The sequence below is a fragment of the Sphingobium chungangianum genome, assembly GCF_977014255.1.
On sequence record NZ_CDRNIV010000006.1, the window covers coordinates 1404897 to 1417038 of the forward strand.

Sequence of the window (12142 nt, forward strand, 5' to 3'; positions counted from 1 at the left end):
GTTGGCCTCAGCCCTTCTTCAGGTGACGGCGGCCCAGCAGCTCAGCGATCTGCACGGCGTTAAGCGCCGCGCCCTTGCGCAGATTGTCGCTGACGCACCAGAGCGAGAGGCCATTGTCGATGGTCGAGTCCTCGCGGACGCGGCTGACGAAGGTCGCATAGTCGCCCACGCACTCGACGGGAGTGACGTAACCGCCATCCTCACGCTTATCGACGAGCATGATGCCCGGCGCTTCACGAAGGATGTTCTGCGCCTGCTCAGCCGAAATCTCGTTCTCGAACTCGATGTTCAGCGCTTCGGAGTGACCGACAAAGACGGGCACGCGCACGCAGGTCGCGGTCACCTTCACCTTGGGATCGAGGATCTTCTTGGTTTCCGCGACCATCTTCCATTCTTCCTTGGTCGAACCATCGTCCAGGAAGACGTCGATGTGCGGGATCACGTTGAAGGCGATCTGCTTGGTGAACTTCTTCGCCTCGGCCGGGTCGCCCACGAAGATATTGCGCGACTGTTCGAACAGCTCGTCCATGCCCTCTTTGCCAGCACCGGAAACGGACTGGTAGGTAGCGACGACGACGCGCTTGATCTTCGCTGCGTCATGCAGGGGCTTGAGCGCAACAACCATCTGCGCGGTCGAGCAGTTCGGGTTCGCGATGATGTTCTTCTTCTTGTAGCCATCGATCGCGTCCGGGTTCACTTCCGGCACGATCAGCGGGACATCGGGGTCCATGCGGTAAAGCGACGAATTGTCGATCACCACGCAGCCAGCCGCAGCAGCCTTGGGCGCATATTCAGCCGTCGGGCCAGAGCCTGCGGCGAACAGGGCGATGTCCCAGCCCGTGAAGTCGAAATGCTCGATATTCTTGACTTTAAGAGTCTTGCCGGTGTCACCGAAATCAACTTCGGTGCCATGCGACCGGGACGATGCGACCGCCGCGATCTCGTCAATCGGGAACTCGCGCTCGGCGAGAATGGTCAGCATTTCGCGGCCCACATTGCCCGTGGCACCAACGACGACGACCTTGTAACCCATGACTAAAGACTCCACTCCATGCAAAAATGCGGAGTGGGCGCCATAGCGTTGTCCCGGCAATTGTCCAGCATGAAGCGGCTTTGCGGGCCGATAGCCTTTATTTACCCGGCGGCGGCTCCTCGGGCGCGGTTCCGTTGCGGCGGAGGAAATCCTCGATCGTGCGCCACAGGTGGATGCTGATGCCGGGGCCGCCCACGCGGTGCGTCTGGCCGGGATAGACCATCATCTCGAACGGCACGGCTTCTGCCTGCATCCGCGCCATCAAGGCGGTGGCGTTGTCGAACACGACATTGTCATCGGACATGCCGTGGATCAGCAGCATCGGGTCCTTGATCTTGACGGCATCGTCGATGGCGCCGGACGCCGGATAGGCGCTTGGGCGATCCTGTGGCTTGCCCAGATACCGCTCAGTATAATGCGTGTCGTAAAGCTCCCAGCGAGTTACGGGAGCGCCCGCGATAGCGGCAGAGAACAGGCCTGGCGCCTTTTTCAGCAGCTTGACCGACATATAGCCGCCATAGGACCAACCATAGGTCGCGATCCGCTGCGGATCGACATAGGGCTGAGATTTCAACCACTCGACGCCCTTTAGCTGGTCGTCGACCTCTACCGTGCCCATTGCACGATATAATTGATCCTCGAACGCCTTGCCGCGATCCGGCGTGCCCCTGTTATCGACTGCAAAGACGATCCAGCCGCGATCCACCAGATATTGATAGACGGGCGATCCCCACTGATTGGTGACGACCCTACCCGCTCCCGGCCCGCCATAATGCAGCATGAAGACGGGGTATTGCTTGCCCGGCTCCAGCGGCGGGGTCATGATCCGCGTATAAAGCGTTGATCCGTCCGCCGCCTTGATCATGCCAAAACGCGTCTTCGCATGGCTGGCGAGGTAAGGGGCGTAGGGGTGATCCCCGACGATGGCATTTTCTGACAGCCACCCAAGCCGCTTGCCGCTGCCGTCGGCCAGATAGACCTGCTTGGGCTGGTCCGTGTTGCTGCGGGAGATCACCAGATGCGTTGCGCCGCTGTCCATCACCGCATCGTTCCACCAGCCATTGCTGGTCAACTGCCGCAACGGCCCCTTGCCCGACAACGCGGCAGCGTAAAGCTGCTGCTCCAAAGGCGTCTCACGATTGCCGGTGAAATAGACGGTGCCCTGCCGCTCATCCACGGCGACCACGTCCCGCACTTCCCATGCACCGCTGGTCAGCGCGACCCACTTGCCGTCGCGAACATGGTAGAGATGGCCGTGCCCCGTCTTCTCCGACCACCACAGGAAGCTGCCGTCCTTCAACGACTTGAAGTTATTGCTGAGGTTGACCCAGCTTTTCGCCCTTTCTGTCAGGACGATCCTGGACTTGCCCGTCGCAGGATCGACCGCCAGCAGATCGAGCCGCTTCTGATCACGGGTCTGGCGTTGGACGTAGAGCGTCCGCCCGTCCTTCGACCAATCGACCCGCGCCAGATAGATGTCGCTGTCATCGCCAAGGTCGACTTTCATTTGCCCACTGCCATCCGGGCGCATCACATAGAGATCGACCAGCGCGTTGGCAGTCCCCGCAGCGGGGTAGCGTTGCTGATAGACCTTCGTGCCCTCGCCGCCGATCGCCGTGCGGGTGACGATACCGACCGGTCCTTCATCCACGCGAGCAACCGCGATCAACTGATCGTCAGGCGACCACCAGTAGCCGGTGCGCCGGTCCATTTCCTCCTGCGCCACGAACTCGGCCACGCCCCAACTGACCGTCTCACTCGCCCCCTGCGTCACTTGCCGCTCCCGCCCGCCGATCGGCTGCACGAAGAGATTGCCGTCGCGCACGTAGGAGACAAAGCCACCCTTGGGACTGACCACGCCATTCAGTTCGCTGCTCGGAGTGTTGGTCAGGCGCGACACCTGGCCATCGAGCGATGCAAGGTAAAGATCGCCATCCACCGGGACGAGGATGCTCTTGCCATTGAGAGCCCAGTCATAGCTGGCGATCCCGGTGCTGCCTGCAACCGATCGGTCCCGTTCGCGCTGCATCTTTTCCGCTTCGGAAAGCTCAGCGCCGCTTCCGGTCTTCCTTGAATCCACGAGCATGCGCTCCGCTCCGGTCGCGCTGTCGATCGCCCAGAGGTCCAGTCGTTCCCTCTCGTCCGCGCGGGGTTTGAGCAGCGTGACAAGCTTGCCATCAGGGGAGAGCTTCAACGCTCGCGGCTGAGGCCCCGACAGGTCGGGATTGGCGAAGATGCGCTCCAGCGTCAGTTGCTGTTGTGCGGAAACCGGGATGGCAGCACTTGCCAGCAGTGCCAGAGCGGCTGCGCTGCCCTTCAACAATGAGGACATCCTTATCCTTTCGCCTCGGCCAAGACAGCCGGATGTATCGCCGCGAGTTAACGCGGAGTGGACGAAAAGATCAATGTAGGGACATAATCTTTCTCACCATGACCGGAGGAGATCATGGTGGGCGCGACAGGGATTGAACCTGTGACCCCACCCGTGTGAAGGGTGTGCTCTACCGCTGAGCTACGCGCCCCCTGAAAGGAGGATGCGGCCATTGGCATCGGCCACGGCTCCTGTCAAGACGAGCTTGGACGGGGAGTTGCAAATTGCACTCATTGCCTTTTAGGCGTGAAAGTTTAGTGGCGGGAACGATAAAGGGAGTGACTATCGATGCGTCAGACCATTGCCCTCATGATCACTGGGCTTCTTCTCACCAGCTTGGCGGCCTGCAACACGGTCAAGGGCGTTGGCCGGGACATTGAATCGGTCGGACGGGCCGGTGAGAGGGCGATGTAAGGATAGGTCGGCCCTTCCTTCACACCGATTATTGGAGGACGCGGTTAGTCATGGCCGCGCTTCTTTCCAGCTTCACGCCGTCGCAATCCGGCTGGCCGCAGTTGCATGCCGCGATGGTGTAGCGGACCCCGCACATCACAAGGACGTCATGGTCGAAGGTATAGTTGGAAATCCCTGCCCGCTCGACCTTCTCTCGCGCTCTGGCTTTCAGAGACATGTGAAATTTCCTCCCATTCACCGTCCGGACATGATCTTTGCTGCTCTGCACAAAGTCAATTGACCGGGATCGGTTCCTGAATGGATTGTCATAAATCCGTCCAGAAAATGACACGATCCGACGCCCTCCGCTACTATGCTTGCGCGGTAGCCCATTCGCACCCATATGCCGCGCCATGAACGACCAACGCTCCTCCGCCATGCCCGTCTGGCACGGCACCACCATCATGTCCGTACGAAAAAATGGGAAGGTGATCGTGGCCGGTGACGGCCAGGTTTCCATGGGCCAGACGGTGATGAAGCCCAATGCCCGGAAGGTTCGCCGCTTGCATGACGGCTCAGTCATCGGCGGTTTCGCTGGAGCGACGGCTGACGCTTTCACCCTGTTCGAACGACTTGAAGCGAAGCTGGAACGGCACAATGGACAGTTGATGCGCGCCGCTGTGGAGTTGGCCAAGGACTGGCGCACCGACAAATATCTCCGCAATCTGGAAGCGATGATGATCGTTGCCGACAAGGAAGTGACGCTGATCCTGACGGGCAATGGCGACGTGCTGGAGCCGGTCGGCGGCGTGGCGGCTATCGGATCAGGCGGCAATTTCGCGCTCGCAGCAGCCCGCGCGCTCGTCGAGTATGAGGAAGATGCAGAGACGCTTGCGCGTAAGGCGATGGCGGTGGCGGCGGACATCTGTGTCTATACCAACGATCAGCTTGTGATCGAAGAGCTGGCGAGCGTGAGTTGATGTAAAGCCCCTCCCGCAAGCGGGAGGGGTTGGGGTGGGCATTTTCCCTATCCCTAAAAGTTGAAGTCGATTGCTTTCGCAATCGCCCCCACCCCCGGCCCCTCCCGCTTGCGGGAGGGGAGTGAGAAGAAGATGAACGACAATCTGACACCCAAGGCCATTGTTTCCGCGCTCGATGCGCACATCATCGGTCAGGCCGATGCCAAGCGCGCCGTTGCCGTGGCGCTGCGCAACCGCTGGCGTCGGCAGCGCCTCTCGCCCGATCTGCGTGATGAGGTTACGCCGAAGAATATCCTGATGATCGGCCCCACGGGCTGCGGCAAGACCGAGATCAGCCGCCGCCTTGCCAAGCTCGCAGACGCGCCGTTCGTGAAGGTCGAGGCGACGAAGTTTACCGAAGTCGGCTATGTCGGCCGCGATGTGGAACAGATCGTCCGCGATCTGGTCGAGGAAGCGGTGCGCCTGGAGAAGGATCGTCGCCGCGAAGCCGTGCGTGAAGCTGCTTCCGAGGCGGCGATGAACCGTCTGCTCGATGCCCTCACTGGCAAGGAAGCGAGCGAGGCGACCCGCCTCTCCTTCCGTCAGCGGATCGAGAATGACCAGATGAACGATGTCGAGGTTGAGGTGGAAGTCGCCGACAGCCCCTCCATGCCGATGGAAATCCCCGGCATGGGCGGCCAGATCGGCATGATCAACCTGTCCGACATGATGTCAAAGGCATTCGGCCAAACCCAGAAGAAGCGGCGCAAGCTACGCGTAGCCGAGGCTTGGGACAAGCTGGTAGAAGAAGAGCAGGACAAGCGGCTGGACCAGGACGATGTCGCCCGCGTCGCGATTGCGAGCGCCGAGCAGAATGGCATCGTCTTCCTCGATGAGATCGACAAGATCGCCGTCAGCGACGTGCGTGGCGGCTCGGTCAGCCGCGAAGGCGTGCAGCGCGACCTGCTGCCGTTGATCGAAGGTACGACGGTCTCGACCAAATATGGCCCGCTAAAGACTGATCACATCCTGTTCATCGCATCGGGTGCTTTCCACGTCGCGAAGCCCAGCGACCTGCTGCCGGAGCTTCAGGGCCGCCTGCCGATCCGTGTCGAACTGAAGGCGCTAACAGAGGACGATTTCGTTTCGATCCTGTCCGACACCAAGGCGAGCCTGGTTGCGCAATATCGCGCATTGTTGGCGACCGAAGGCGTCACGATCGACCTCACGCCCGACGGCATTCGCGCGGTCGCGAAGATCGCCGCCGAGGTGAATGGCGAAATCGAGAATATCGGCGCCCGTCGCCTCCAGACGGTCATGGAAAAGCTGCTGGAGGATGTGAGCTTCGAGGCGGAGGATCGTCAGGGCGAGACGCTGGTGGTCGATGCAGCCTATGTCGAGAAGCAACTGAGCGAGGTGGCGCGCAACACCGACCTCAGCAAATATGTGCTGTAACTACTCCCCTCCCGCAAGCGTTCAAACGAGGCACGTGACTCGTTTGAAGGGCCGGGGGTGGGCGCGAGCGTAGCGAGCCTCCTTCGGAGGCCCCACCCCTTGATCCCCTCCCGCCTGCGGGAGGGGAAATTCATCAGTAGCTGCGTCCTACCAGCACCCGCTCCACCGCCTTCTCGCCGGTGAAGATGCACGCACCATCAGCAGCGTCCGCATCCAGCGGCACGTTGCGCAGCGTCAGCTTCTCGCCCTTCAGCCACTCGATCACCTTGTCGAGCGCCGGACCCGTGGGCTTTGACCATTGTACCAACGCCCAGCCCTGCTTCTTGCTCGCAGCCAAATAGGCTTTCAGCGCATCCAGCGACGTGATCGACTTGTCGATGTTCCCATGCAGCCGGGCCTGCGCATCGGCGAACAGAGCCTGCTGAATCTCCTCCAGCATGCCGGTCGCAGCGCCCAGAAAATCGCCCTTTGCGACGATCTGGCTGTCGAGCTTCCCGTCTTCCCGATAGAGGCGATCGCGGCGCAGAACCGATACGTTCCCGCCCGCAACGTCGCGCCCGCCTACCTCGATCACGATCGGCGCGCCCTTCTTGACCCAGCCCCAGCGCTTGTTCGCTGCTTTGGCGGGTCGCTTGTCCAGAAGCGCGCGGACGGGCTCGCGGAATACGTCCTGCTTGTTCAACTCGGCGACCAGATCGGCGCAATAATCCAGGATCGCCGCATCCTCGTCATTGTCGCGCAGCATCGGCACTACCACGATCTGATAGGGCGCAAGGCGAGGCGGCACGCGCAGGCCGTCATCGTCGCCATGCACCATGATCAGCCCGCCGATCATGCGGGTCGACATGCCCCAACTGGTCGTCTGCGCCAGCTCCTGTTGCCCTTCGGCATTCTGGAACTTGATGTTCTGCGCCCGCGAAAAAGTCGTGCCGAGGAAATGCGACGTGCCCGCCTGAAGCGCCTTGCCGTCCTGCATCATCGCTTCGATCGAATAGGTCGCGACAGCACCGGGGAAGCGTTCATTCTCCGGCTTCTCTCCAGCAACCACCGGCAGCGCGACGCACTCTTCGGCGAAGCTGCGATATACCTCCAGCATCTTCATCGTCTCTTCCATCGCCTCATCGACGGTGGCGTGCGCCGTATGCCCTTCCTGCCAGAGGAACTCAGCGGTGCGCAGGAACATACGTGTGCGCATTTCCCAGCGGACGACATTGGCCCATTGGTTGATCAACACCGGCAGGTCGCGCCAGCTCTGCACCCAGCGCGAGAAAGCCGCGCCGATCACCGTTTCGGAAGTCGGGCGAACCACCAGCGGTTCTTCCAGCTTTGCCTCCGGATCGGGCACCAGCTTGCCGTCCTTCTGGATCAGACGATGGTGCGTGACGACCGCCATTTCCTTGGCAAAGCCGTCCACATGCTCCGCTTCCTTTTCGAAGTAGGAAAGCGGGATGAAGAGCGGGAAATAGCAATTTTCGTGGCCGGTCGCCTTGATCCGATCGTCCAGCAACTTCTGCATCCGTTCCCAGATGCCGTAGCCCCATGGCCGGATGACCATACAACCACGAACGCCGCTTTCCTCGGCCATGTCGGCTTCGCTGACGACGGCCTGATACCAGGCGGCGAAATCCTGTTCGCGGGTAACGGAAAGGGCGTGCTTCACGGGTCCGGCCTTGTTCTTCGACTTAAAGGATGGCGCGCCATAGGCGAAGCGCGCCGTCCCGTCGACCCCGAACGCGCGGGCTCAGCCCAGCTTGTCGATCTTGGCATTGAGGGCGGAAAGCTGCGCCTTCAAATTCGCGATCTCGTCGTCCTTGCTGCTTTCGGAGGCAGGCTGCGCAGGCGCCGATGCGCCCGGCATTCCCGGCATGGTAGGCATTCCCGGCACGTTGCCGAAGGCATTCGCCGCGGCTTCTAACATCTGCATGTTGCGCTTGGCGATCTCCGCCAGCGGGCCACCGCCAAAGGCACCCTTCATCGCTTCCTGGAACTGCATCTGGTTCTTGCGGAAGGCATTCATCGACTCTTCCAGATATTGCGGCACCATCGACTGCATGGAATCGCCATACATGGCGATCAGCTGCCGCAGGAAGTTGACGGGCAGCATGTTCTTGCCCCGCTGCTCTTCCTCCATGATGATTTGCGTGAGGACATTATGTGTTATGTCCTCCCCGGTCTTGGCATCCACCACCACGAACTCGCGCCCCTCACGAGTCATTTGCGACAGCAGATCAAGAGTGATGTAACTGGACGTTTCCGTGTTATAGAGACGCCTGTTCGCATATTTCTTGATAATGACCGGCTCTGATTCATTGGCGGTCTTGGTTTTGGCCATGGATTCCTCTCCCACACCTGTACATTCCGCATTAGCACAAGGTGTTGCCGCACCGCAACATGGCCCTAGGCCGTTGCCCCTCTTTCTCGACATTTTATGGCGGGAAACGGAACATGACCCTGATCTGCGACGGGCAGCTTTCCAAGGTCTGCGTAAATATCAGGACGCCACCCGGCCGTCTCCGCCACCGGCGCCCACCGTCTTTGCTGCGGCCGGAAGTGCCAGATTGCTGCGATACGGCACGGAAAACGGTCGTGCGCCCGTCGTCTTCATCCCTTCGCTAATCAACCCGCCACAGGTTCTTGACCTGTCGGAAGGGCGATCCATGCTGCGCCACATGGCCGCAGCAGGACATGACGCCTATCTGGTCGATTGGGGCAGCCCCCGTGCCGAGGACGCGCAACTCGACCTTGAGCATCATGTGACGAAGCGCCTTCTTACTCTGCTGGAATCGCTCCCCCAGCAGCCCATCCTCGTGGGCTATTGTCTGGGGGGCAGCCTTGCGCTGGGAGCGGCGGCGGTTGCCGAGGTGAAGGCCGTCGCCACCATCGCGGCGCCGTGGCAATTTGATGGCTTTCCCGATGCCGACCGCAACCTTATCGCGTCGCTCTGGCGCGGCGCGAAAGCCACCAGTGAGCAGCTCGGTTATGTGCCGATGGAAGTGTTGCAATCGGGCTTCTGGGCAATGGACCCGGCCCGCACCATCCGGAAATATGCGGCATTCGCGGGAATGGAGCTAGGCTCTGAAGCGGAGCGCGCTTTCCTGGCCGTGGAGGATTGGGCGAACGGCGGATCACCCCTAACCTTCGCAGCAGGCCAGGAGCTGTTCGAGAACTTCTACGGACGAAATATCACTGGCAACCGACAATGGCGAGTTGATGGCAAGACGGTCGATCCTGAAAGCCTTCGCTGCCCGACATTCTCCGTCCGATCCGCCACCGACCGGATCGTCCCGGCCAGCGCCGCGCCGGAACTGGCCGATGGTTTTACACTGCAACTCGGCCATGTCGGGATGATCGTCGGAAGCAACGCCCGTCACCTGCTCTGGGACCCGCTGTCTCTATGGCTTTCAACCCATGGAGGTTGATGATATTGCAACTGCGAACTGAAACCCTTCATCGAGGACAGGACTTTGTCAGACATCGTCATCACCGCTGCAAAGCGTACCGCCGTCGGCAGTTTCATGGGCGCATTCGGGTCCACGCCTGCGCATGAGTTGGGACGCACCGCCATCATCGCGGCGCTCAATCAGGCCGGGGTAGCCGCTGAGGAAGTCGACGAGGTCATATTGGGCCAAGTCCTGAGTGCGGCGCAGGGGCAGAACCCCGCGCGTCAGGCCGCCGTTAACGCCGGAATACCTGTGGAACGCACCGCCATCGGCATTAACCAGCTGTGCGGATCGGGCCTTCGCGCGGTCGCGCTCGCGGCGCAGGCGATCAAGGCGGGTGATGCCCGCATCATGGTTGCGGGCGGGCAGGAAAGCATGTCGCTCGCCCCCCATGCGCAGTATCTGCGCGGCGGGGCAAAGATGGGTCCGGTCTCGTTCATCGACACGATGACGCATGATGGCCTGACCGATGCGTTCAACAACTACCACATGGGCGTCACCGCCGAAAATCTGGCGGAGCGGTATCAGATCAGCCGCGAAGCGCAGGATGAGTTCGCCGTGGCAAGCCAGAACAAGGCAGAAACCGCGCGGGCTTCGGGCCGGTTCAAGGACGAGATCGTCCCGGTGACCGTGAAGGGTCGCAAGGGTGATACCATCGTGGATGCTGACGAGTATATTCGCGCTGGCGCGACGCTGGAAGCCATGCAGGGCCTGCGCCCCGCCTTCAAGAAGGATGGCAGCGTAACCGCAGGCAATGCCAGTGGCATCAATGACGGCGCTGCTGCACTGGTCCTCATGACCGCAGCCGATGCGGCCCAGCGGGGCGCTGCCATTCTTGGGCGCATCGCAGGCTTCGCCACCTGTGGGGTGGACCCTTCCATCATGGGCATCGGCCCTGCCCCCGCGTCGCGCAACGCGCTGGCCAAGGCGGGTTGGTCGCTGGCTGACCTCGACCTGATCGAAGCGAACGAGGCTTTCGCGGCCCAGGCGCTGGCGGTAGGTCAGGAACTGGGATGGGACCCGGAAAAGGTCAATGTGAACGGCGGCGCGATCGCCATCGGCCATCCGATTGGAGCGTCGGGTGCGCGCGTGCTGACCACGCTGCTTTATGAAATGCAGAAGCGTGATGCGAAGAAGGGCCTTGCAACGCTGTGCATCGGGGGCGGCATGGGCGTCGCCATGTGCATCGAAAGATAATTGGCAATTGGGCCGCCGGATCGAGTCCGGCGGCCCACCACATCCTTATTCCCAGAGCCGATCGTAACGGGGACCGAGGCCGGTCAGCAATTCATATTGCGACAGGCCGGATAGCGACGCCGTCACGGGCAAGTCGTAGGCGATGTCGAGCCAATCCCCTTCCGACACTGACGGCATCGCAGAGACATCCACCGCGACGAGGTCCATCGAAACCCGTCCCACGACCGGCAGTTGAACGTCACCCGCGCTAACCATCCCTCGGCCGGAAAAGCAGCGCAGATAGCCGTCCGCATAGCCGATGTTCAACACGGCTATTTCCATGTCGCGCTCGGCGATATGAACCGCGTTATAGCCGATCCCATCGCCTGCGGGCACATGGCGCCTTTGCAGAACTTGCGCCTGCGGAAAGACGACCTGCGCGATTTTTCCGGCGGCTTCGGCTCTGGGGATGCCGCCATAAAGCGCCAGCCCCGGCCGCGTCAGGTCAAATGCGTAGGCTTGCCCCAAGCAAATGCCCGCGCTGTTCGCCAGGCTGTAACGGCGCGCGGTAGCTTTACCAGTTAGGGCGCCGAACCGATCAAGTTGCAGTTTGCTGAGCCCGCTATCCTCATCGGCCGACACCAGGTGACTGAGCAGCGTATCGACCGTCAACCCGTCCAAAGCGGCGGCGACGTCACTCCGCCAATCCAGTCCGAGCCGGTTCATGCCCGTATCGACCATGACGTCGCAAGCGCCTCCGCCCGCCGCCTTCCACCGCGCGATCTGATCCGCCGTGCAGAGAACAGGCCGCGCACGCGACGCGATCGCCGTCTGCATATCCTCGGAGCGCACGCCGTGGAATACCGACAGGTTGATCCCATCCTGCAGCATCGGCTCCAGCAAGGCCGCTTCAGCCCAGTTTGATACGAAAAAGTCTCGGCAACCCGCGACAAGCAGTCGGCGCATCACCTCAACCGCGCCGGTGCCGTATCCATTCGCCTTGATCGCGGCGCCACATGCCGCGCCGCCGCTATGCCGTTGCAACCAGCGCCAGTTATTCACAAGTGCGCCGCCATCTAGGCGAAGGCGCAGCGGAGCGGTAAATGCGGTCATCGCCGTTGCGATAGCGGCATCCAGTACAGGCGTCGAGGGTTTCGAAGGGCGCGGCTTCTTGCTCCGGGGTCAGCGGCACTGCCGACGTGACAGCCTTTGAAAGCTGGACCCGTCATGCAATCGCGGACAGCCTCTGAAAGACCGAACCTGATGCACCCCCTATGGGCTAACGCCGCACGGGGTTTGGGTATCAACAAGATCT

11 protein-coding genes and 1 tRNA gene are annotated in these 12142 nt (G+C 61.5%); 5 read left to right on the forward strand and 7 right to left on the reverse strand.

What is annotated here, in order from left to right; translation table 11 throughout:
- Positions 1 to 7: 7 nt before the first annotated feature.
- The 3 genes from ACWNC0_RS14040 to ACWNC0_RS14050 form a co-directional block, all read right to left on the reverse strand.
- Positions 8 to 1033 (reverse strand): aspartate-semialdehyde dehydrogenase, encoded by a 1026-nt coding sequence (locus ACWNC0_RS14040; RefSeq protein WP_449472381.1) that lies wholly within the window; start codon positions 1031 to 1033, stop codon positions 8 to 10.
- Between the two features lie 97 nt (positions 1034 to 1130).
- On the reverse strand, positions 1131 to 3365 hold the full coding sequence (locus ACWNC0_RS14045) for a S9 family peptidase (protein ID WP_449472383.1): 2235 nt from the start codon (positions 3363 to 3365) through the stop codon (positions 1131 to 1133).
- A 115-nt stretch (positions 3366 to 3480) separates the two neighbouring features.
- Positions 3481 to 3555: transfer RNA gene (locus ACWNC0_RS14050), tRNA-Val, on the reverse strand.
- Between the two features lie 137 nt (positions 3556 to 3692).
- On the opposite strand from ACWNC0_RS14050, the gene ACWNC0_RS14055 reads away from it, so the two are divergent.
- A complete protein-coding gene (locus ACWNC0_RS14055) occupies positions 3693 to 3818 on the forward strand; it encodes an entericidin A/B family lipoprotein (protein ID WP_097091531.1) in 126 nt (41 codons plus the stop codon).
- Between the two features lie 28 nt (positions 3819 to 3846).
- Here the strand turns inward: ACWNC0_RS14055 and ACWNC0_RS14060 are convergent, their stop codons facing one another.
- Positions 3847 to 4035, reverse strand: a complete 189-nt coding sequence (locus ACWNC0_RS14060; RefSeq protein ID WP_449472385.1) for a hypothetical protein — start codon at positions 4033 to 4035, stop codon at positions 3847 to 3849.
- Positions 4036 to 4234: 199 nt separating this feature from the next.
- Between ACWNC0_RS14060 and hslV the strand changes: the two genes are divergently transcribed.
- Entirely contained in the window at positions 4235 to 4777 is a 543-nt protein-coding gene (hslV, locus tag ACWNC0_RS14065; protein WP_449474625.1) for an ATP-dependent protease subunit HslV, read from the forward strand.
- A 132-nt stretch (positions 4778 to 4909) separates the two neighbouring features.
- On the forward strand, positions 4910 to 6211 hold the full coding sequence (gene hslU / locus ACWNC0_RS14070; RefSeq protein WP_449472387.1) for an ATP-dependent protease ATPase subunit HslU: 1302 nt from the start codon (positions 4910 to 4912) through the stop codon (positions 6209 to 6211).
- A gap of 133 nt (positions 6212 to 6344) precedes the next feature.
- Here hslU and proS read toward each other — a convergent pair whose 3' ends face one another.
- Both proS and phaR read right to left on the reverse strand, forming a co-directional pair.
- A complete protein-coding gene (gene proS / locus ACWNC0_RS14075; protein WP_449472389.1) occupies positions 6345 to 7871 on the reverse strand; it encodes a proline--tRNA ligase in 1527 nt (508 codons plus the stop codon).
- A gap of 81 nt (positions 7872 to 7952) precedes the next feature.
- A complete protein-coding gene (gene phaR / locus ACWNC0_RS14080; protein WP_449472391.1) occupies positions 7953 to 8543 on the reverse strand; it encodes a polyhydroxyalkanoate synthesis repressor PhaR in 591 nt (196 codons plus the stop codon).
- Between phaR and ACWNC0_RS14085 the strand changes: the two genes are divergently transcribed.
- On the forward strand, positions 8542 to 9630 hold the full coding sequence (locus ACWNC0_RS14085; RefSeq protein ID WP_449472393.1) for an alpha/beta fold hydrolase: 1089 nt from the start codon (positions 8542 to 8544) through the stop codon (positions 9628 to 9630). The two genes, phaR and ACWNC0_RS14085, sit on opposite strands and share 2 nt — an antisense overlap.
- Positions 9631 to 9675: 45 nt before the next feature.
- Positions 9676 to 10848: an acetyl-CoA C-acetyltransferase gene (locus ACWNC0_RS14090; RefSeq protein WP_449472394.1), complete on the forward strand. Its 1173-nt coding sequence runs from the start codon at positions 9676 to 9678 to the stop codon at positions 10846 to 10848.
- Between the two features lie 45 nt (positions 10849 to 10893).
- Here ACWNC0_RS14090 and alr read toward each other — a convergent pair whose 3' ends face one another.
- Positions 10894 to 11940 (reverse strand): alanine racemase, encoded by a 1047-nt coding sequence (gene alr / locus ACWNC0_RS14095; protein WP_449472396.1) that lies wholly within the window; start codon positions 11938 to 11940, stop codon positions 10894 to 10896.
- Positions 11941 to 12142 lie beyond the last annotated feature (202 nt).

Coding starts and splice junctions, on each gene's coding strand:
- ACWNC0_RS14060 (WP_449472385.1), bottom strand. CDS start 4,035: ATGTCTCTGAAAGCCAGAGCGCGAGAGAAGGTCGAGCGGGCAGGGATT.
- ACWNC0_RS14055 (WP_097091531.1), top strand. CDS start 3,693: ATGCGTCAGACCATTGCCCTCATGATCACTGGGCTTCTTCTCACCAGC.
- hslU (WP_449472387.1), top strand. CDS start 4,910: ATGAACGACAATCTGACACCCAAGGCCATTGTTTCCGCGCTCGATGCG.
- alr (WP_449472396.1), bottom strand. CDS start 11,940: ATGACCGCATTTACCGCTCCGCTGCGCCTTCGCCTAGATGGCGGCGCA.
- hslV (WP_449474625.1), top strand. CDS start 4,235: ATGCCCGTCTGGCACGGCACCACCATCATGTCCGTACGAAAAAATGGG.
- ACWNC0_RS14045 (WP_449472383.1), bottom strand. CDS start 3,365: ATGTCCTCATTGTTGAAGGGCAGCGCAGCCGCTCTGGCACTGCTGGCA.
- ACWNC0_RS14085 (WP_449472393.1), top strand. CDS start 8,542: ATGGATTCCTCTCCCACACCTGTACATTCCGCATTAGCACAAGGTGTT.
- ACWNC0_RS14040 (WP_449472381.1), bottom strand. CDS start 1,033: ATGGGTTACAAGGTCGTCGTCGTTGGTGCCACGGGCAATGTGGGCCGC.
- phaR (WP_449472391.1), bottom strand. CDS start 8,543: ATGGCCAAAACCAAGACCGCCAATGAATCAGAGCCGGTCATTATCAAG.